Consider the following 21,030-nt stretch of genomic DNA (forward strand, 5'->3'; position numbering starts at 1 on the left):
ATCCACTAGGCGGTCGTCGATCGAGAGGGCAGCTCAATCAGCTCCACCTTGTAGCCATCGGGATCTTCCAGAAAAGCGATCACCGTGCTGCCGTGTTTCATCGGACCCGGTGCACGCACGAGTCTTCCGCCTCGCTCAGCGATCCCCGAACAGGTGGCTTGGATGTCCTGCACCCCGAGGGCGATGTGGCCGTATCCATCACCCAGGTCGTAATGCTCTGTGTCCCAGTTGTGAGTGAGCTCCAGCACGGTGTGATCCTTTTCGTCGCCATAGCCGAGGAAGGCCAGGGTGAAACGACCGGAGGCATAGTCCTTGCGACGCAGCAGCTGCATGCCGAGGACATCGGTATAAAATGCGAGTGATTTCTCGAGATCACCAACCCGAAGCATGGTGTGCAACATGCGCATGATCCGGGTCAATCGCTGATACCAGCATGGTGCATCCCCAAGATCAGCGGAAGCGGCCCCGCAGGGGTCGTGGCCTGTTGGCAGGGGTGGAAAATCAGCGATGCAGGGGGACCCATAGGATCGCCAGGTCTTTGATCCGCTTCACGTGTTCGATTCCCTCGACCTCGTCATCGACACCATCGTGGCCCGTGAGGTGCTCGACTCCCGCGGAAATCCAACGGTGGAGGCTGAGGTCTTGCTAGAGGGTGGTGCCAGTGGTCGAGCCATCGTGCCCAGTGGTGCCAGCACCGGTGCCCACGAAGCCCACGAGCTGCGCGACGGCGGCGATCGCTACATGGGCAAAGGCGTCAGCCAGGCCGTGAATCACATCGAGGAACGCATTGCCCCCGCTCTCTGTGGACTCTCCGCACTGGATCAGGCAGCAGTCGATGCAGCGATGCTGGAACTTGACGGCAGTGACAACAAATCCAGCCTCGGCGCCAACGCCATCCTGGCGGTGAGCATGGCCAATGCGCGTGCAGCCGCCAATGGTCTGGGCATTCCCCTCTACCGCTACCTGGGCGGGCCGATGGCCACCCTGTTGCCCGTACCGCTGATGAACGTGATCAACGGTGGAGCACACGCCGCCAACAGCCTGGATTTCCAGGAATTCATGCTGGTTCCCCATGGCGCCCCAAGCTTCCGTGAGGCGCTGCGCATGGGCACCGAAGTGTTCCACACCCTGAAGGGACTGCTCAAGGACAAAGGCATGAGCACCTCCGTTGGGGATGAAGGAGGCTTCGCGCCTGATCTTGGCAACGTGGAGGCCGGCGAGATTCTGGTGGAAGCGATCACCAAGGCGGGATACCAGGCCGGTGAGCAGATTTCACTGGCACTGGATGTTGCCAGCACAGAGTTCTTCGACAATGGTCGCTACGCCTTTGATGGAGGCAGCTACGACAGCGCTGAGATGGTCGGCCAACTCGAACAGTTGGTGGAGAGGTTCCCGATTGTCTCGATCGAGGACGGTCTTGCCGAAGACGACTGGGAGGGATGGAAACTGCTGACCGAACGTCTCGGCAGCAAGGTGCAACTGGTGGGTGACGACCTGTTCGTGACCAACACCAAACGCCTGCAACAGGGAATCGACAGCGGCACGGCCAACTCGATCCTGATCAAGGTGAATCAGATCGGCTCTCTCACCGAAACGCTTCAGGCCATCGATCTCGCTGGCCGTTCTGGGTATACCAGCGTGATCAGTCACCGAAGTGGTGAAACGGAGGACACCACCATCGCCGATCTGTCCGTCGCAACCCGGGCCGGTCAGATCAAAACCGGCTCTCTGAGCCGAAGTGAGCGCGTTGCCAAGTACAACCAGCTGCTGCGCATCGAGGACGAACTGGGCAGCCAGGCTGTTTACGCCGGTGCCGTCGGCCAGGGCCCCCGCGGCAAAGCCTGATCCAACGATCAGAGCTCAAAAAAAATGCCATCCAGCCAGGGATTACCCGCACTGAATGGCATTTTGATGTTGTTGAAAGCCAATGCTCTCACCACAATCAATCAAGATTAAGAGCAGAGTCCACTCAAAGAATCAAGGCAACGAATCAAGATACTGATCTATGAGAAATCACCGAGAGTGGATGATCACCAGGAGGAATAACTAGGCCTGATTTGCTCAAACACAAACCTGTTGGCTCAAACTCCTGGGGAACAACAACTCTGCCAACAAGGCGATTTAGCCTTTTGATGAAGACAGGGATTCCATGCGGGCATCCTTGCGCAACTTCACCTGGAGTTTGAGCCAACCCATCCCGACCGGCACAGCTGCACCGAGAGGCAGCAGGGCCCAGAGTGGACGTACGCTGGCACCCAAGACAGCCGCTGCCAAAGCCAGGCCTCCCAGAAGCACCGACTGACCGACGGAATGCTGAGCGGTGACCATGCGGCGGAACTGACGATCCGATTCACCCATGCGGATCTGCAACTGCAGATCCCCCTGTTCCAGGCGCTCAAGACTTTCATCCAATCGCCGGGGAATCCCCACGGCCCGGGAACTCAGGGCACCCACCTGACGGCCAAGTTCATTGAACAGATCATTGGAACCGGATCCACTGGAAGTCATGAGCGGCAGCAGATAAGGCTTGGCAATCCCCACCAGGCTAAAGCCGGGATCGAGGCTGCGGCCCACGCCCTCAAAGGTCGACAAAGCCCGCATCACGAAGATCAGCTCGACCGGCAGCCGAAACGGTTGGCCGTAAACCAACTCATAGAGATCTCCCGACAATTTGTCGATCACCGAAGCACTGAAGGGAGGGGTGAGTGCATCCCGCAGCATCAGGCGAACCAGACGTCGCACAGGCCCGAGATCCACATCTGCAGCGATGACACCAGCCACCTGCATCTCCTCCACCAGAGCCGATGCATCGCGGGACGCAGCTGCCCGAACCATGGAACCCAGGCGTCGTCTCAACCGCTCAGAAAGCTGCCCCATCATTCCGAAGTCGTAGTAAATCAGGGCTCCATCACTGGCAACCGCCAGATTTCCGGGATGGGGATCAGCGTGGAAAAAGCCGAAACGCACCAGCTGCTGCAAGTAGCTGGCGGCACCAATCTCAGCGACCTCACCCGGATCAATCCCGGCCGCAAGCAATTCAGGACGGTTGTTGATCTTGATGCCCGGCAAGTAATCAAGGCAGAGCACCTGACGAGTACTCAGTTCCCAGATCACACCAGGTACACGGATGCGGGGATCATCAAGAAACTGTTGACGAAAACGGGCCGCGTGCTGCGCTTCCAGCCGAAAATCCAGCTCACGCAACAACACTCGCCGGCATTCCTGAGCAATGGCCACCCAGTCACGACCGCGGCCCCATTGAGGATGACGCTGCAGCACAGAGGCCACCTGCTGCATCACCTCCAGGTCAAGCCGGAACAGCGACTCCAGGCCGGGGCGTTGAATCTTGAGAACCACCTGACGACCACTGCGCAAGCTGGCTCGATGCACCTGGGCCAACGATGCAGCCGCAAGCGGGTTCTCATCGAGATCAATGATCTCCGCACAGCGAGCACCCAGCTCTGCTTCCAACAGGGCCTGGGCCTGATCAAATGGGAAAGCCGGAACTTTGTCCTGCAGATCGGCCAGTTCAGCGACCCAGCCCGCAGGCAGCACATCGGGACGCGCCGACAGCAGCTGACCGAGCTTGATGAACGCCGACCCGAGCTGGAGCAATTCCCTGGTTAGCCAGCGGGCACGCTGCTGCTGACGGGTTTGGCGACGCTCGGGCGAAACCCCGCCCGGATACGTCCAGCCACAGCTATCCCACCAGAGCAGAAACAACAGAGCCAGAACAGTGCGCCAGATGCGCAGTGCCCTGAGACCCCTGCGCCAAGATAGAGGTCGCGCACGCCAACGGCTCAAGACCGTTCCTCCAGCCGCGTGCCCAACTCAGCAACCTTCGCCCGCAGCCGATCGATGCGCTGCTGCAGTGGCTCATGCTCTGTGCTGCTGCGGTCGGCTGCGGATGCAGAGGAGGGCTGGTCCTCCTGTTGCAAACGTTCGGCTTCCGCCTTCACTTCTTCCTGAAAAAGATCCCATTCCTGCCGAATACGCTCGGGCGCATCCTGAACAGCGACCGCGACTCCGGCAGCTGCATCGGCCACGCCTTCACCCACTCGGGCGATCAGACGATTCATCGCTGCTCTCAACAGGGCGTCCGGGGGAGTCATGGCCTGACTAGCGATGCAGAAACTGTGGCAGATACGCCGACAGGGTTGCGACCTCCCTCAAGGAGCTGGTGGAGCAGCCGGTGGAGTGGCTGGTGGTGCTTTGAAGATGAGCGACTCATCGATGGCTGGTCGGGTTGGAGTCACCGCAGGCTCTGGAGTGGCAACAGCGGCAGGTCTTGGTTCCGGCGCAGCTTGAAGCGAAGGCTCGATGGCAGGGTCTGCGCCAGGCGCAGGCTCCGGGACAACCGGCTCAGAGTTGGGAGTCAAGACGGCAGCAGGCTGAGACCCATCGGGACCCTCCTGCTCGCCGACGTCTGGAGCAGGTGTCGCCACTGGTGCAGCCGTGGATACTGGATCCTCCCGAACCGCCCAAGGCTCTGGCACTGCAGCCTGCTGCGCCTGCTCACGCTGCTTCGCTTTCTGAGCGATGGCCTCGGCCTGTTCATTGGCCTTGCGCTGCTCGGCATCAAGAACCTCCTTCGCGGCAACATCCCCCATCAACGGTTGGTCAGAGCCATACCGTCTCCTCAAACCATCCAGGCTCTCTCCAGGAAAACTGTTCTGGCGAAACGTCGCCTGCTGAGGCTTTTCCCAGGCCTGCCGCATCAGCACCACCCGCTGAGTGATTCCATAGCCAAGGGCAAAGCAAGCGCCCGCCACTAAAGGGCCAACCCAGTAACGAGGTCGCCGGGACCGCTTCTGATCAGAGGTGGTCGTGGTCATCGCTATGGCAGATACGGACAACACCGAACAGTCGGTGCAGACCATCTTCGCGTCTGATCGCCGGTGCTGCACCACCTGCCTGGATTGATCAAGTCGTGTAGTCGGCGTTGATGCGCACGTATTGATCAGAAAGATCACACCCCCAGGCACGACCTTGGCCCGGGCCTGAACCGATCAGCAAACGGATCACCACAGCGTCATCGTGTAGGGAACGGCCGGAAGCCCGCTCGCGCAGGTAAGTCGACGCTGCCGACCGATCAAAGCCGAGCGGCTGACCGTTCTCCATCAATTGATGCTCTCCGATCCAGAGCGAAACCGCCTGCGCATCAAAGGTCGCTCCCGAGCGCCCAGCCGCCGCCACAATCCTGCCCCAGTTGGGATCACGGCCGTGCACTGCCGTTTTCACCAGCGACGAGCCACACACGGTGCGGGCCATCTGGAAGGCGTCTGTTTCTGATGCAGCTCCTTCCACCTGCACCTCAATCAGGCAAGTCGCACCTTCACCATCACGAGCAATGGAACGCGCCAGGTGTTGAGCGACCAGGGTCACCCCCTCCTCAACCAGTTCAAACTGATCCGCTGGGAGAGGTTTCCCTGCGGCAAAGGCCAGAAACGTGTCGTTGGTGCTGGTGTCGCCGTCCACGGTGATGGCATTGAAAGAGCGCTGAACAGCGCGACGAACCATGGCCTGCCAAACCTCTGCTGGCACTCCGGCATCACAGGTGAGAAAGCCGAGCATGGTGGCCATATCCGGGTGAATCATTCCCGAACCCTTGGCCATCCCGCCGATGCGCACGGTGCGGCCTGCAATCTGCGCCTCAACAGCGATCTGCTTGTCCACCAGATCCGTGGTGAGGATGGCGCTTGCAGCTGCCGAACCGCCATCAACGGCCAAGGCCTCCACGAGCGGATCCAGACCCGCCAGCAACACCTGCATCGGGATTGGCACGCCGATCACACCGGTGGAGCAGATCAGAACCTGATCACACGACAACCCCAGTCGGTCAGCCAGCACCTGAGTGGCGCGCTGGCTGTCGATCAGGCCCCGATCACCCGTGCAGGCATTGGCCTGTCCGGAATTGATCAAGACAGCTCTGCACTGACCGCCCCTGGTTTGCAGGCGCTCAGCACAGAGATCCACGCAGGCCGCACGCACCACAGAGGTTGTGAAGGTGCCGGCACAGACGGAACCCTGCGGAGCCAGAAGCAGAGCCAGATCCGGCTTTCCGGATTCCTTGAGACCAGCCGTAATACCTGCGGCCTGAAAGCCACAGGGAGCAGTAACCCCGCCTTTTGTCGGGGTCCAGCTGGAAGATTGCGCCATCGATGGCCTGAGCAAACGATCCATACGACTTATTCAAAACGCCCATACCCCGCACCGAACCAGGCGGGAGTTACAGAGTGGAGTTAGTCATCGAGCACCGGCGCTTGAGTGCAACATCCCGCTGGCAAGGAGCGCAGCACCGCATCGGTCTGACCGGTGGGATTGCCAGCGGCAAAAGCACTGTCGCCTGCTACCTGAAAGAGCTTGGGATTGTGGTTCTCGATGCAGACACCTATTCCCACGAGGCGCTCCAACCGGAAACTCTGGCCTCGCAAATGGTGCTGAAACGATATGGCCCGCAGGTGGAAGCTGAACCGGAATGCGACATCGAGCCGAGCGCAGGTCAACGCACAATCAATCGCCGTGAACTGGGCAGGATCGTCTTCAACAACCTGGAAGAAAGGCGATGGCTCGAGCAGCTGATCCATCCCATTGTCCGCGCGCGCTTCGAGCTTGAACTGGGGAAGCATCCAGAGACCGCACCCATCGTGTTGATGATTCCACTTTTGTTTGAAGCTGATCTCACCGAGCTCGTCTCCGAGGTCTGGTTGGTTCACTGCCTGCCGACACAGCAGCTTGAGCGGCTGAAGCAGCGAGACGGTCTGAGTGCGGCCGAAGCGAAAGCAAGAATTGCAGCCCAATGGCCGTTGAGCCAGAAATGCGCAAAGGCCGATCTGGTGCTCGATAACCGCTCAGCATCGATCTGCTGGGAAAGACAGATCAAGGCAAGGCTCGCACTGATCAAACCCGGACGGCGCTGAATGCCTTGAGCTTTGAGCTCTGAACAGATTCCGTTCAGGCGACACCATTCATGCAAGGGATTGCAGCGGGCTCTGAGTCAGTGACGGCGAACGATGGCAGGATTTGGCTGATCAGATCGATCGAACCGATGAGCTTCTGCCGCCAGACCGTCGCCTTCAGTGCCTGCCTAACAGTCTCACTGGTTGGAGCTGCTCCGGTTGTTGCCAATTCCGAGAAAGCCACGATTGAAGAGATCCTGGATGGAGACGAACTGTTCATCGATGATCAAAAGGCTAAAGTCGAAGAAACAGCCCAGTCACCGCAGGTCATCAGCACTGGAGTCAGCCGCGGCCAGATTGCCTTCAGCGGAGGTGCTGTTGGTCGAATCAATCGTCAATCCCTGGTCAAGCTCGGGAGCAGTTGTTTCTTCTGAACAAAGGCCAGATTCTGATTTCAGGCCGTCAGGACGGTTGTACAGCCTCCAGTCGATTGAGCGTTCGCGGCACCAATTACGTTCTGAAAGTCAGTGATGACGGCAGTACAGATCTGGCTGTCCTGGAAGGCTCCGTTGAAGTCACGGATAACAGCGGGAAACAGGAGGCCGTCACCGTTGAAGCAGGCCAACGCCTTCGACTCAGCCCTACGGGTGTGGTGATCGGACTGCTGCAACTGGCGGCCGGCGACTACCAGAGGATTCTTGATGGTCCCCTTTTCATCGGCTACACAGCCCCATTGCCGGGATTAGCCAATCTCAGGCGTTATCTGAATCTGAATGTGCCAGGTCTACGCATCCCCAGCGTGCCGGGGAGCCAGATCCGAATCACCCCCAACCTGCCGAGCGTGCCCAGCCCGGTTCGTTTCTTCTGATGACCTGAGCATCCCAACCCCAAGCAGCAGCGCGGATGAAAACCACCTCCGGCACAGCCAGAAGAGGCATCGCGATCACGCTGTTCGGCCTGCTCTGTGGTGGCCTCAGCGGCTGGCCACCCGCTCTGTGGCGCAGCTGGTCCAAAGACATCACCGATCAGATCACACTCTGGGCAGGGCCCAGCGGTCCTCCGGCAGAGGTGGTGGTCATCGCCGTGGATGATGCTTCCCTGCAGCAGGCACGCTGGATTCGAGAAGATCCGGACCCCGCCCCCTGGAGCGAAGGGCTCGACCGCTGGCCATGGCCAAGAGCGACCTACGGACAGTTGATTGAACGCGTCATCGCCGCTGGCAGTCGCGGTGTGGCGATCAATGTGCTGTTTGCCGGGCCAAGCATGTATGGCCCTGAAGATGATGCCCGCTTTGCGCAAACGCTGAAACGACATGGTTCAGCGGTGGCTTTGGCCGCCGAGATGATGGAACCGGTTGATCGCCAGGGGGCTGGCGGGCTTTCCCTCGAGCCCCCCGCATCAATCTTGCTGAATGCCCTTGGCGGCCTACCCCATCTGGGCCTCACCAACATGCTCAATGCCGAAGACGGCAGCATCGGGCCACATCCTGAAGCCTATGGACAACGAGTGCTGCGGCCCTACGGCTTCCAGTTGCAGCAATCCCTCCCCTCTGCTCTGCTGAAGATCGCCGGGCTCCAACCACCCCCCGATCAGGCGGATCGTTCACTGCGGCTGTATGGACCGGAGGGAACCATCACCCGACTATCAGCCTGGGAGGTGCTGGACCCGCTCCGCTGGCGCAATCACCCGCTCCGGCCCAGGCTCCAAGACAGCCTGGTGCTGATCGGTCCAACCCTGGAAGACAACCAGAGCGGCCAGTCCACTCCCTTTGGCACCCTGTCGGGAGTCGAACTACTGGCAACAGCAACCGCCAACGACCTCGATGGCAGCGGCCTGCGGCAATGGCCACAGCATCCCTGGCAGAAAGCTCTGTTGAGCGCTGCCTGCAGTTGGCTGATTGCCTATCTGGCCACGCGGCGACTGACCCTGCGCTGGCGGCTGGTCAGCTGCTCACTGGGCCTGATCGGACTCCTTCTGATCAGCATCATCACGCTGGTGCAACGCCAGACCGTTCTGCCTTTACTGGCACCAAGCGCCGGGGTTGTGGGCCTGGCTGCGGCACTCGCCGTCAGCACGTTCTGGCGTGAGGAGCAGGAGCGCCGACGGCTCCGCCAAACCTTTGAGCGCTATGTATCCCCGAGCGTGGTCCAGGAAATCCTTAAAGACCGCGACAGCGCCGAAGGCATTCTCAAGGGCAAGACCCTCAACGTGACAGTCCTATTCAGTGACCTTGAGGGTTTCACGGCCCTGACACGGGAACGTTCCCAGCAAGGTCGCAGCGAAGAACTGATCCACCAACTGAATCTTTACCTGGGCCGGATGGTGGAGGTGATCACCGTGCATGGGGGAACGGTCGACAAGTTCATCGGCGATTGCGTCATGGCCGTCTTTGGCTCACCCGTTAGTCGGGGGACTGAGATGGAAGCCAGGCAGGCCGTTCGGTGTGCCGCGGCAATGCGCGAAGCCCTGGAAGAACTGAATCAAAGTTGGACAGTGAGGGGCCTTGATCCGCTCAGCTGTGGAATCGGTCTGGCCAGCGGGGAAGCGGTGGTTGGCCAGATCGGCAGTCCACAACGCATGGACTTCACCGTGATCGGTGACACGGTCAATCTGGCCAGCCGCCTGGAATCACTGACCAGAAAGCTCAGGACGCCAATCCTGATGGACGAGCAAACCGCACTGCTTGCTGGAACTGAGATCGCCACGGACAATCTCGGCGAACAGGCGATCAAGGGAATGGATCGATGCCAGGTCTATCGACCCAGGCTCAGCCCTTGAGTTTCTGACTGAGGATCTGGTTGGCGAGCTTGGGATCAGCCTTGCCACCGGTCTTTTTCATCAGCTGGCCGACAAAGAAGCCCTGAAGCTTGGTCTTGCCACCACGGAACGCCTCCACTTCATCGGGATGAGCGGAGAGAAGCTCCTCAACAATTGCCGTGATCGCCGCAGGGTCGCTGATCATCCCCAGACCGCGTTCCTCCACGATCGCCTTGGGTGAAACGCCCTTTTCCAGCAGTTCAGGGAGAATCTCCTTGGCGATCTTGCCGCTGATCTTGCCGCCGTCGATCAGCTTCACCATCTCCGCCAGCTGATCAGGACGGAAAGGAAGTTCTGCGTAGCTCAGACGATTGCTGTTCACATGGGCAGCGATATCACCCGTGATCCAGTTGGCGGCCAATTTGGGGTCGGCTCCCGCACCGACAACGGCCTCGAAGTAGTCCGCCATCGGACGCTCATCGGTGAGAACGCGGGCGTCGTACTGGGACAGACCCAGATCATCGGCGTAGCGGTGACGCTTGGCGGCTGGCAACTCGGGGAGCTCTGCTCTCCAGGCCTCTCGCTGTTCAACGCTCACCTCGACCGGGCCAAGATCAGGATCGGGGAAATAGCGGTAATCGCTGGCCCCTTCTTTGCTGCGCATGCTCTTGGTGAGCTGCTTGCCCTCATCCCAGAGGCGGGTCTCCTGAACGATCGGTTCGCCGCTCTCGTAAGCCTTGATCTGGCGCTGGATCTCGTATTCGCAGGCCTTCTGAATTGCGGAGAAGGAGTTCATGTTCTTGATCTCCACCTTGGTGCCGAAGGGGGCATCCGGCCCACGGCGGACGGAGATGTTCACGTCGCAACGCAACGAGCCTTCCTGCATGTTGCCGTCGCCAACTCCGATGTAACGGATAATCCGGCGAATCTCCGACGCGTATTCAGCCGCTTCCCGGCCCGTGCGCAGATCGGGCTTACTGACGATTTCTGCGAGCGCCACTCCAGCACGGTTGTAATCCACAAGCGAATGGGTGGATCCAGCCAGACGATCACTGCCCGCGTGCACAAGTTTGCCCGCATCTTCCTCCATGTGAAGACGCTCGATGCCGATCTTTTTGAGGTAGGTGTCCTTGCCCTTTTCAGCCACCTCCACCTCGATCCAACCGTCTTCCGCGATCGGCTCGTCGTATTGCGTGATTTGGTAATTCTTCGGCAGATCGGGATAGAAATACTGCTTGCGATCGAACTTGCAGTGCTCGGCAACGTTCAGGTTCAGGCCCATCGAAGCCTTCACCGCATATTCGAGCACCTTCTGGTTCAACACCGGCAGGGTTCCTGGCAAACCGCAGACCACTGGATCGATATGCGTGTTGGGGTCATCCCCGAAGGTGGTGGAAGCAGCCGTAAAAATTTTGCTCTCAGTCCCCAGCTGCACATGGGTCTCCAAGCCGATCACGGCTTCCCAAGCACCCTCAGCAGACATGCACCTTCTCCATGAGTCCGCTGATCCTATGGAAGCGACACTTGAAACAGATCCCGTCCCCCCGAGCGATGGCAGGCTTCGCTCGAGAAAATGTCCTTGAGACCTTGGATCGACATTGCTGAACTCTTGCTCGTCCTCTCCATCAACAGCGGCCGGAACACCACGTGGATCGGAACTGGTATCCGAGCTCACCACTTAGGGAGGATTGCCAAAATTTCAAGACGAAGCAACCAGGCTGATGACGATGGGTCCTGAAGCGTCAGCAAGCTTGACAAGAGCAGAAAGAGTCCTGATTTTTGGTGGAGGCCTGATGGGTCTTACCATCGCCCATCAACTGTCCCGCCAAGGGACTGCCGTGACCGTTCTGAGCCGACGACGAAGTGAAGCAGCAGGCTTTGTTGCCGCTGGCATGCTCGCGCCGCATGCCGAAGGACTCAGTGGATATTTGCTCAGATTGGGACAGACCAGTCTGAAGCGTGTTCCGAGCTGGGTGGCTCAGATCGAGGCTGACAGCGGCCTCTCGTGTGGCCTTCGCTTCACGGGCATCGTGGTGCCTTTTCAAAGCGAGGAGGACCGACACCGTTATCCAACGGCAGCCTTCGGAGAACCGCTGAATCGCCATGCATTAGCTCAGGAAATTCCCGGCATTCATCAGCAATGGCGCTCTGGGCTTCTGTTCAGCCAGGACGGCCAGATCGACAACCGACGTCAGTTGATGAGGGCCTTGGAGAGTGCATGTGTTGATCGCGGGGTGCACTTCCAGGAAGGAGTTGAAGTGTTGGAGCTCCTGCATGACAACAACCAGCTCAAAGGTGCCCGCATCCGCGACTCCGAAGGCACAGAGTTAACCGTTTCAGCCGAAACGGCAGTGCTTTGCAGCGGCGCATGGAGCGCCGAACTCATGCCGGAACTGCCTGTGTTTCCCGTCAAGGGACAAATGCTTTCGTTGCAAACCCCAAGAGGCGCACTGAAACGGGTGATTTTCGGCCCCGGAACCTATCTGGTGCCAAGAGATGACGGTCTCGTGGTTGTCGGCGCCACCTCAGAACCTGACGCCGGTTTCAGCGAGGGACTCACGCCTCAAGGCCAGAAGAAACTGAAACAAGGCATGGCCTCCCTGCTCCCCGATTCGATTGACTGGCCCCCCATGGAGCGATGGTGGGGATTCAGGCCCTGCACACCAGACGAGGGGCCATTGCTTGGAGAGAGCCCGATGGCGGGTCTATGGCTGGCCTGCGGCCACCATCGCAATGGAGTGTTGCTGGCCGCCGTCAGCGCCGACCTGTTAACCGGAGCAATCCTCAAGAAGACACCATCCAAGTTGGACGAAGAACTGCTGAGAGCCTTTAGCTGGAGGCGCTTTCAGGACCAGACATTCAAGCCGTGATCCAGGTCACAACAAACATTGAGCAAGCCGTGAATCAGGCCTGATTGGCATCACAGGATCGGAAGAACTTTGCGCTGAAGGTGAGTCAGTTCGAGAGCAAAGGCTCCACTCACTTCTTTAGTCATGAACTTCATCGCACGTGCTTTCCAACGCAACCGCGGCCCCCGAGCTTCCGTTTCCGTCACCACTGTGGACGGACGGACGATTGCCTCTGGAAACAACAACGATCGCATTGACATTCGCGCTGGTGCCATCAATCGAGGTGGCTACGCCGAAGCGACCGGACTCAATAATTCCACCGTTGCAACCGCAGCAGGCAATGATTCCGTGGGCATTCATGCCCATGCCCGCGGCATGAGCACCAATGCCTGGGCCATGCGCAACAGCACCCTGGATGTTGGTCCTGGTAACGACAAAGTTGATCTCCGTGCTGTGACCCGCGCAGGCGCCTTTGATCCCGCCTACGGCATGGACAACAGCTCCTTTACCTCCGGCCAAGGCAGAGACAAACTGCGCATCAATGCCATCGCTCGCGGCAACACCACTGACACCATCGCCGCCTACGGCACTCTGAACTCCCAGATCAACACCGGCGCCGATAACGACAAGGTGCACATCAGAGCCTCCGCCAGCAATCGCCGTGGTTACGCCGAAGCCATCGGTCTCGACCATTCAGTGCTCGAAACCGAAACCGGTGACGATGTCGTGCGCATCCATGCCCACGCCCGTGGCCAGAACAGCAATGTCTGGGCCATGCGCAACAGCATTCTGGATGTTGGTCCTGGTGAAGACAGCGTCGAGATCAGGGGCAATGCGCTCAACAGCACGGTGCGAACTGGCGCAGGCTTCGACAACGTCAGAATCACTGGCCTTGAGACCAAGCAATTGCTTGTGGACACTGGTGCTCAAGATGATGTATTGACCGTCGACGGCGGCACTGAAATCACTTACATCTCCGGTGCTGGCTCCGACAAGCTGCGACTTACCCGCAACTACTTCACAAGCCTGCTCCAAGCGAAAGAATCTCAAGAGCAGGTGGGTCCCATTGAGGAACCGATGGTTCAGGACCTCAACGGCCCAGTTGCTGAAACGGGCCCCAAAGCAGAAACCAACCAGTTCAAACCAGCCCTGGCTGACAACAGCACAAGCATGGATCAAGAGCCAAAGCTGAACAGCCAGCACCTATCTGAAGAATCTCATCCACAGACGAACCCAGGCGACCCATTGATGTTTGTGGACTTCATCACCGGTGAAAATGGTGACAGCATCGACTGCGATGACATCCTGATCGGCCATGGGATTGGCCTCAATCGACAATCGATTTTTGAAGATGGCTTTTTAAGCTTCGCGCAAGAAGGGAACGACAGCACCCTGTACTTTGATTCCGATGGATTCAACCAACAAGACAACGACAAAGTTGCCTTGGTCATCTTCAAAGATGTACAGGCCGCCGACTTCAGCCAACACAATCTGAGCTCGAGAATTATCAACAAAAATGATTTCCTGCTTAGTCAGGAAAATCAGCAAAACCAGTACCCACAATCCAACCCGGCTACTGAGACATTCACCAAGAGCGAAGGGTTCAATCAAGCTGAGATCAAGCCTTTGATTACAGGATTAGAGACTGATCCAATCCTGATGAGCAGCAATCTTCAGCCAGCCAATGACCAGCTCAACCCCTTTACGACCAATCCAGCCATTCCTGGATCAGAAACTAATCCCATGCTGAGCAACACGGATCTTCAACCTTCCACTCAGTTGATCTAACAATCCGTTTAATTCACTTTCAACAACGGACCGCTTTGCGTTGGCAAAGCGGTTTTTTTGCGACTTCGATTACCTCGCTCGTTCCCCGAATCATGAAATCAACAGGATTACATTCACAGAGCAATTTAGAAACAAAAAGCCCCGGGACGAGATCCCGGGGCTTGTGTGATCCAAATCGATCGCTTGCCTATCAAGCCTCAACACGCCAACTCTGGTCGGAGGGGGACCAGTCATTGAGCTCAGAGGGTTGGAACCAGAGACCGATTTCAAATTGAGCCGTTTCAGCTGCATCGGAACCATGAATCACATTTCTGCCGATGTTCACTGCAAGGTCCCCACGGATGGTGCCTGGCTCGGCCTCTAAGGGCTTTGTGGCACCGATGAGCTTGCGAGCGCTGGCGATGACGCCATCGCCTTCCCAGACCATGGCCACCACAGGACCTGAAGTGATGAAATCAACCAGCCCAGAAAAGAAGGGACGTTCCCTATGCACTCCGTAGTGCTGTTCAGCCAGATCACGGCTGGGGGTGATCTGCTTCAGGCCAACCAACTTGAAACCCTTGCGCTCGAAGCGACCGAGAATTTCACCCACCAGTCCGCGTTGGACACCATCGGGCTTGATGGCGATGAACGTGCGTTCGGTGGCCATGAAGATCACAAGCAAGAAGCCTGCCATCTTCTGTGCTCAGCGGCCCGCTTGGCAAGCAAGACAGTTACCTGCCGGTTTCTGCTGCTTTGAAGCGGGCTCCTTAGATTTGCCCTATTAATTATTGCGCTTTCCCACGCATGGTGCTCGCCGACGCCAACCAACCAGGACGTGAGGAGACAGACGGACGATCATCGGCGACCACTTCCTGGACTATTCAGGACAGTTCCGATCTGTATGGACTCCAACGTTGGGGGGATCCTTACTTCTCCATCAATCTGCGCGGCCATATGAGCGTGCAGCCACGTGGAGAGCGCGGCGGCAGTCTCGATCTGGTGGAGCTGGTGCAAGGCCTGCAGGGCCGCAATCTCAACCTGCCACTACTGATCAGATTTGATGACATCCTCGAAGATCGGCTGGAAAGCCTCCATGCCGCCTTCGAACGAGCGATCACTCAATACGACTACAGCGGTCGTTACCAGGGCGTGTTCCCTGTGAAATGCAACCAGCAATGCCATGTTGTGGAGGAGCTGGTGAGCTGCGGCAAGCGCTGGCACTTCGGTCTCGAAGCTGGCAGCAAGGCAGAACTGCTTATTGCCCTCTCGCTGATTGACGATCCCGAAGCCTTGCTGATCTGCAATGGCTACAAGGATCAGCGCTACATCGAGACGGCGATCCTGGCCAGGCGCCTGGGCCGACGGCCCGTGGTCGTGATCGAGCAAGCCGATGAGGTGCAACGGATCATTGATGCCAGCCGGGAACTCGGGGCTGCGCCTCTGATCGGGATCCGCGCTCGGCTGTCCAGCCGAAGCACCGGCCGCTGGGGCAGCTCGGTCGGTGACAAGGCCAAGTTCGGGCTGCCGGTCCCCGAGATCCTCGCCACCGTGGAAGCCCTGCGCGAGGCAGGCCTGCTTGCAGAGCTGCGTTTACTCCACTTCCATGTCGGCAGCCAGATCAACGACATCGGTGTTGTGAAAGACGCTCTGCAGGAGGCATCACGCATCTATGTGGAACTGCACAAACTCGGCGCCCCGATGGGGTATCTGGATGTGGGAGGAGGACTGGGGATTGATTACGACGGCAGTCGCACAGCAACAGCCGCCTCGACCAATTACTCGCTTCAGAACTATGCCAACGACGTTGTCGCCACAGTCAAGGAAGGCTGTGAACCCCACGATGTAGCCGTCCCGACTCTGGTGAGCGAGAGCGGCCGAGCCATTGCCAGCCATTTCTCGGTGCTGGTCTTCAACGTTCTCGGCACCGGCGGACTGCCGCACTCCACACCGTCGCGCTCCGAGAAGGAATCTCTGATCGTGCGCAACCTGCACGACACGTTGGACGGGATCAAGACGCTTCCGAATGACGGCAGTGCGGATGTGTCCCGACTGCAGGAAGCCTGGAATGATGCCCTCAAATTCAAAGATGATGCATTAGCCGCATTCAGACTCGGCTATCTAAGCCTCACCGAACGCAGCCAGGCGGAGCAGCTCACCTGGGCCTGCGCAAAAGCCCTGGTGGACAGGCTCCCTGAGCAGGCTGTGCTCCCTGAAGAACTTCAGGCCTTGCCGGCTGTTCTGGCGCTCACCTACTACGCGAACCTCTCAATCTTCCGCTCTGCCCCCGACACCTGGGCGATACAGCAGCTCTTCCCTTTGATGCCAATCCACCGGCTGGGGGAAAAACCGACTGAACTCGGCCATTTTGCTGATCTCACCTGCGATTCCGATGGGCGCCTCAACCGCTTCATTGCCGATGGGCGCAGCAAGCAACTGCTGGAGCTGCATCCCCTGCGTTCGGAAGAGCCTTATCTGATCGGGATGTTTCTGGGTGGGGCCTATCAGGAAGTGATGGGCAACCTGCACAACCTGTTCGGCACCACTGACGCGGTACACATTCGTCTGGCACCCGGCGGTGCATACCAGGTAGATCACGTGGTTCGTGGCGACACCAACGCTGAGGTGCTGATGGCGATGGAACACAACCCTGAATCTCTGCTGGAACGACTGCGTATCGCCAGTGAGCGATCCATCCAAGGAAATCAACTCAAGATCGCCGAAGCACGACGACTCATGGACCATCTGGAGATCAGTCTGCGTCAGAGCACCTACCTGCAGAACTGAGCGCCATGACTCTGACTGTGAGCCTTCTGGTCATCCTGGCACTCCTGACGATCCATCGGGTTTGCAAACGCCAGAAACTCAGCCCACCTCCCTTGCGACTGCCTCTGATTGCAGCGATCGGCATCCCGCTGCTGAACCAACTGGCTGAAATCGTCAGCGACGCCGGGTCGACACTGCTGCAGAACTCACTGGAAGCAGCCATCACCCTGCTGTGGGCTCTGAGCCTGATCCGCATCCTGACCTGGGGAATCCTGCAGATTCCTGCAGAGTTGGGCTGGTGGAAACCGACCGCCAAGATCCTGCGGGACCTGCTCACCCTTGCGGTGATCACAGCCGTGATGATGGTGGTGATTCACAGGGAATTCCGCGTCAATCTGGTCGGACTGGCAGCAACGTCAGCCGTCGTCACCGCCGTCATCGGTCTTGCCGCTCAGGAGACGCTGAAGAATCTGTTCGCAGGAATCTCCCTGCAAGTTGACTCACCTTTTGAAGAGGGTGACTGGGTTGATCTGGGCACAACAACCGGTGTCGTCACATCCCTCCGTTTAATGACAACCCGAGTCCGTGGTCTCGACGGGTCAATCACCGTGGTTCCGAACAGCCGCATCGCCGTGGAAGGCCTGCGCCGCTTCAAGCCTCAAGAACCCGTGGGTCAGATGATCGAGCTGGGGTTGGATTACAACTTGCCTCCACGCCAGGCCATTCAACTGCTGCAACGCATTCTTCAACACAACCGCAAGGTCCTGCGTCATCCCACCCCCCAGGTGTGGGTGTCGTCCTTCGCCGACAGTTCCATCACCTACAGCCTGCTCACCTGGCAAAACACCGCACTGGAATTGCGACAGTTGAGAAGCTCTGTGCTTGAGCAGATCTGGTATGCACTCCATCGCATTGACCAGTCGATTCCCTACCCAGTCCGAGACGTTCGAACCAAACCCAGCCCAGCCAGGTTGCCATCCGGCGAGATCACGATGGAGCACAAGCAAACTCTCCTGGCCTCAACGGAAATCTTCGGTCAACTCAATGGTCATCAGCTTGAAATGCTGGCGGGTCTCGCAAGCTGCGAGACTTTCGCGCCTGGTGAATCGGTCGTCAGGCAGGGAGAGCGGGGAGACAGTCTGTATGTCGTGGTCCGCGGAACACTGGAAGTGTTTCAAGCGAACGCCAACAGCTCCACAAAACATCCCGGGCGGCACGTCGCCGACCTTCACACAAGTGATGCCTTCGGAGAAATGGCGCTCTGCACAGGTGAAGCACGTTCAGCGACTGTGATCTGCAAGAGCGAATGCGTCTTGATCGAGATCGAGCGAAAACACCTTCTGCCACTGCTGGAGGAACAACCGGACACTCTCGAAACCATGGGCTCGATTATGGCCGCACGACGGCAGCAACTCAACGCGAACCAACAGCAACGTGCTGAGTCCCGACGCCGGGCATTGATCGCTCGCATGAAAAGACTGTTCAGTCCTTCCAGTCAGGAGCCATGAATTGGCCACGCCCGATTCACCAGGCGATTCCCTACGCCATAGCTGTAGGGCTGCTGGTGGGCCTGCAGCATTCGCCCTTGGTTGAGACCGCCAACCTGCTCGTCTATGACCTGGCCATCAACCTGCGCAACCGAGCCATTGATGGTCAAGCCGAAGACCTGAACTGGCCGATCACGGTGGTCGGGATTAACGAAGCCGACATCGAGCGCTACCGCTGGCCCCTCGACGACACCCTTCTCTGCAGAGCTCTGAAACAGCTCGATACCCTCGGAGCCAGTGCCATCGGCCTTGACCTGTACCGCGATCAGGCCAAGCCCTGCCTTCAGGACGAGATTCAGCGCAATCCACGCCTGATCTCGATACGCAATGAACACCTTGGCATCACAGCGATCCCTGGAGCACCAGCCAGGCAACAGGCCTTCAATGACCTGGTCATGGATGCTGACCGCGTCGTGAGACGTGATCTCATTCACGTGGGCGGGCAGGAGGAGGCAGTGCGAGCATTGCCACTGCGACTACTGGAAACGGCCAGCCAAACCAGAGACCTGGACAGACAGCTCGAACAGCTCAACGAGCGTCACTGGCTGAATGAACAATCCGGCGGTTATCAGGACCTCGATGCAGCCGGCTATCAGGCCATGCTCCCTGTTTATCCAGCAGGACGCTACCCATCTCTGGACCTCGCCACTCTCCTGAGTGGCGAGGTTTCTCAGGAGATGATCAATGGCCGAGTGGTGTTGGTCGGCAACGTGGCACCCTCCCTGCGTGATCTGTTTGAAACTCCTCATAGCCGCTTTGTCAGCAGCTCTCGGTTTTTTGAAGTTTCTGGGGTGGAACTGCATGCTCAGCGCCTGGAAGCTCTGCAGCGTCTGTTGCAGAACCGTGCACCGGAAATCATCACCCTGCATGGTTGGCAACGCTGGCTGCTGCTGTTGATGGTGGTGCTGTTCGGTGTGCTGATCGCCGAACGTCCCGCAAGAATCCGCCGCAGTTTGGTGCTGCTCTCTGCCGCGGTCATCCTCCTGATCAGCTCAGTGTTCGGGCTGACGCTGAGTGGAGTCTGGGTCGGCCTGACCATGCCCCTCTCCGGCCTGGTGCTGTTCAGTGGTAGCGGCATCCTGAGGCGCGGGGTCCAGAGCCAAAGACACCAACAAGACATGCGTCGCCTGCTTGGCCAGACCAGCTCACCTGCTGTTGCCCAGCAACTCTGGGATCAACGCGAAGATCTGATCAAGGACGGGCGTTTCACGGGCAGAGAACAGCAGGTCACGGTGCTGTTTAGTGACACCTGCAGCTTCACGAGTGTGAGCGAACAGCTGACTGCTTCTGAGTTGATGCAGTGGCTGAACCGTGGCATGTGCATCGGCGTTGATGCCGTCACCAGTCGCGGCGGAATCGTCAATAAATTCACCGGTGACGGCATGCTCGCCGTCTTCGGTGCACCTGTCTCCAAGGGGCCGGCAATGGATGCATTCCACGCCGTGACAGCTGCCTTGGCGATTCAGGAACAGATCTCAAGGCTGAATGACGCTCTCGCCAAAGAAGGGCAGCCAGCGTTGCGCATGCGGATCGGGATCCATTCCGGACCCGTTCTCACTGGATCTCTGGGCAGCAGCAAGCGATTGGAATACGCCGTGATTGGCGACACCGTGAACTGCGCGTCTCGACTGGAAGGCCTGGAGAAGGATCGCCATGAAGGCATGGTGAGGATCCTGGTATCGGGTGAAACCCAGTGCCTTCTTGAAGCCTTGCCAGCTCATGTGACCAGCGAACCATGGGGAACGGTCCTGATCAAAGGACGTTTAGAACCGCTGGAGGTGATCGAACTCAGAAGCACTGCACCGTGACCTGCTCCGGCCAGGAGTCATTGATGACGTCATCATCGAACTGAAAAACCGTCTTCAGATGCGCCAGGCGCGTCGAGGTGCCGCAAGCAGCTTTAAGGGAAGCCAACTCCATCTCCACACGCTGGTTCTGAGCCTCCGGACTACCATCCGGAAGCAAAAGACTACGGGCCGGTGGAGCTGAGGATGTGATGAAGCCGAATTCATCGGCTCCGCCATCGGTACCACATCGGTAAGACGACTCCCAGAGCATGGGCACAGGCGCTGCAGGAATGCTCAACAGCACCAGGCGATTCACCGCAGCCGGAATCTGCTTCTGCATCAGCGGGCCGGCACCAGAATCAGCGATCCCGTCCGCCGACGCCGATTGCAGTGTGACGCCTAAAGGTTGAGGATTCGCAGATGGGCCCTCCAGTACAGCAATCAGCTTTCGTGCCCCTGGGCTGAACACATTGGAAGCGGGGACCAGATGTACAACAGGGCGCGCCGCGCACTCGCCCCTTGTACCCCCGCCAATCCTGCGGCCAGGAAAAGAATTGCGGGGAGCCGCCTCAAGGACAGGGCTGGAGAACACACTCACCAGCAATGCACTCAGCAGGGAAGCGCTAACGGCAGAGAAGAATTGAAAGCGGACCATCGA

Annotated in this window: 18 protein-coding genes; 10 read left to right on the plus strand and 8 right to left on the minus strand. The window is 58.6% G+C overall.

Annotated features, from left to right (window positions below):
• Nucleotides 1-5 precede the first annotated feature (5 nt).
• A complete protein-coding gene (gene gloA / locus SynBIOSE41_RS16705; RefSeq protein ID WP_186541361.1) occupies nt 6-407 on the minus strand; it encodes a lactoylglutathione lyase in 402 nt (133 codons plus the stop codon).
• A 145-nt stretch (nt 408-552) separates the two neighbouring features.
• Between gloA and eno the strand changes: the two genes are divergently transcribed.
• Nucleotides 553-1,845: a phosphopyruvate hydratase gene (gene eno / locus SynBIOSE41_RS16710; protein ID WP_186539008.1), complete on the plus strand. Its 1,293-nt coding sequence runs from the start codon at nt 553-555 to the stop codon at nt 1,843-1,845.
• 276 nt (nt 1,846-2,121) lie between these two features.
• Here eno and SynBIOSE41_RS16715 read toward each other — a convergent pair whose 3' ends face one another.
• Genes SynBIOSE41_RS16715 through argJ form a run of 4 tightly spaced genes read right to left on the minus strand, consistent with a single transcriptional unit; the run spans nt 2,122 to nt 6,159 of the window.
• Complete coding sequence (locus SynBIOSE41_RS16715; protein ID WP_186539009.1) at nt 2,122-3,804, minus strand: AarF/ABC1/UbiB kinase family protein; 1,683 nt, start codon at nt 3,802-3,804, stop codon at nt 2,122-2,124.
• Nucleotides 3,801-4,112 (minus strand): hypothetical protein, encoded by a 312-nt coding sequence (locus SynBIOSE41_RS16720; RefSeq protein ID WP_186539010.1) that lies wholly within the window; start codon nt 4,110-4,112, stop codon nt 3,801-3,803. The genes SynBIOSE41_RS16715 and SynBIOSE41_RS16720 overlap by 4 nt, the downstream gene beginning before the upstream one ends.
• Before the next feature lie 57 nt (nt 4,113-4,169).
• Nucleotides 4,170-4,880: a hypothetical protein gene (locus tag SynBIOSE41_RS16725; RefSeq protein WP_186539011.1), complete on the minus strand. Its 711-nt coding sequence runs from the start codon at nt 4,878-4,880 to the stop codon at nt 4,170-4,172.
• Between the two features lie 43 nt (nt 4,881-4,923).
• On the minus strand, nt 4,924-6,159 hold the full coding sequence (gene argJ, locus SynBIOSE41_RS16730; protein WP_186539012.1) for a bifunctional glutamate N-acetyltransferase/amino-acid acetyltransferase ArgJ: 1,236 nt from the start codon (nt 6,157-6,159) through the stop codon (nt 4,924-4,926).
• Between the two features lie 104 nt (nt 6,160-6,263).
• Between argJ and coaE the strand changes: the two genes are divergently transcribed.
• From coaE to SynBIOSE41_RS16745, 4 genes are all read left to right on the plus strand, one after another.
• Nucleotides 6,264-6,920 carry a dephospho-CoA kinase gene (gene coaE, locus SynBIOSE41_RS16735; protein ID WP_186539013.1) on the plus strand — a complete coding sequence of 219 codons (657 nt, stop codon included), beginning with the start codon at nt 6,264-6,266 and terminating at the stop codon, nt 6,918-6,920.
• An 80-nt stretch (nt 6,921-7,000) separates the two neighbouring features.
• The gene (locus SynBIOSE41_RS18215; protein WP_255475849.1) at nt 7,001-7,333 is read left to right on the plus strand and encodes a hypothetical protein; all 333 of its coding nucleotides are present in this window, start codon (nt 7,001-7,003) and stop codon (nt 7,331-7,333) included.
• Nucleotides 7,321-7,767, plus strand: coding sequence for a hypothetical protein (locus SynBIOSE41_RS18220; protein ID WP_255475850.1), 447 nt, complete (start codon nt 7,321-7,323; stop codon nt 7,765-7,767). Before SynBIOSE41_RS18215 ends, SynBIOSE41_RS18220 begins: the two co-directional genes overlap by 13 nt.
• A 35-nt stretch (nt 7,768-7,802) precedes the next feature.
• The gene (locus SynBIOSE41_RS16745) at nt 7,803-9,677 is read left to right on the plus strand and encodes an adenylate/guanylate cyclase domain-containing protein (protein WP_186539014.1); all 1,875 of its coding nucleotides are present in this window, start codon (nt 7,803-7,805) and stop codon (nt 9,675-9,677) included.
• On the opposite strand, the gene gatB is transcribed toward SynBIOSE41_RS16745, so the two are convergent.
• Entirely contained in the window at nt 9,667-11,139 is a 1,473-nt protein-coding gene (gene gatB / locus SynBIOSE41_RS16750; protein ID WP_186539015.1) for an Asp-tRNA(Asn)/Glu-tRNA(Gln) amidotransferase subunit GatB, read from the minus strand. The genes SynBIOSE41_RS16745 and gatB overlap by 11 nt on opposite strands.
• Before the next feature lie 310 nt (nt 11,140-11,449).
• Between gatB and SynBIOSE41_RS16755 the strand changes: the two genes are divergently transcribed.
• Entirely contained in the window at nt 11,450-12,526 is a 1,077-nt protein-coding gene (locus SynBIOSE41_RS16755) for an FAD-dependent oxidoreductase (protein ID WP_370594151.1), read from the plus strand.
• Between the two features lie 123 nt (nt 12,527-12,649).
• Nucleotides 12,650-14,293 (plus strand): type I secretion C-terminal target domain-containing protein, encoded by a 1,644-nt coding sequence (locus tag SynBIOSE41_RS16760; protein WP_186539016.1) that lies wholly within the window; start codon nt 12,650-12,652, stop codon nt 14,291-14,293.
• A gap of 190 nt (nt 14,294-14,483) precedes the next feature.
• Here SynBIOSE41_RS16760 and ndk read toward each other — a convergent pair whose 3' ends face one another.
• Nucleotides 14,484-14,942, minus strand: coding sequence for a nucleoside-diphosphate kinase (gene ndk / locus SynBIOSE41_RS16765; RefSeq protein ID WP_186541364.1), 459 nt, complete (start codon nt 14,940-14,942; stop codon nt 14,484-14,486).
• A gap of 137 nt (nt 14,943-15,079) precedes the next feature.
• Here ndk and speA point away from each other — a divergent pair, with 137 nt between their 5' ends.
• Genes speA through SynBIOSE41_RS16780 form a run of 3 tightly spaced genes read left to right on the plus strand, consistent with a single transcriptional unit; the run spans nt 15,080 to nt 20,393 of the window.
• On the plus strand, nt 15,080-17,059 hold the full coding sequence (gene speA / locus SynBIOSE41_RS16770) for a biosynthetic arginine decarboxylase (RefSeq protein ID WP_186539017.1): 1,980 nt from the start codon (nt 15,080-15,082) through the stop codon (nt 17,057-17,059).
• Between the two features lie 5 nt (nt 17,060-17,064).
• Nucleotides 17,065-18,546 carry a mechanosensitive ion channel family protein gene (locus tag SynBIOSE41_RS16775; RefSeq protein ID WP_186539018.1) on the plus strand — a complete coding sequence of 494 codons (1,482 nt, stop codon included), beginning with the start codon at nt 17,065-17,067 and terminating at the stop codon, nt 18,544-18,546.
• Entirely contained in the window at nt 18,543-20,393 is a 1,851-nt protein-coding gene (locus SynBIOSE41_RS16780) for a CHASE2 domain-containing protein (protein WP_186539019.1), read from the plus strand. The genes SynBIOSE41_RS16775 and SynBIOSE41_RS16780 overlap by 4 nt, the downstream gene beginning before the upstream one ends.
• On the opposite strand, the gene SynBIOSE41_RS16785 is transcribed toward SynBIOSE41_RS16780, so the two are convergent.
• The gene (locus tag SynBIOSE41_RS16785) at nt 20,374-21,027 is read right to left on the minus strand and encodes a hypothetical protein (RefSeq protein WP_186539020.1); all 654 of its coding nucleotides are present in this window, start codon (nt 21,025-21,027) and stop codon (nt 20,374-20,376) included. The two genes, SynBIOSE41_RS16780 and SynBIOSE41_RS16785, sit on opposite strands and share 20 nt — an antisense overlap.
• Between the last annotated feature and the right edge of the window lie 3 nt (nt 21,028-21,030).

Source organism: Synechococcus sp. BIOS-E4-1, from assembly GCF_014279995.1.
Lineage (GTDB): Bacteria > Cyanobacteriota > Cyanobacteriia > PCC-6307 > Cyanobiaceae > Synechococcus_C.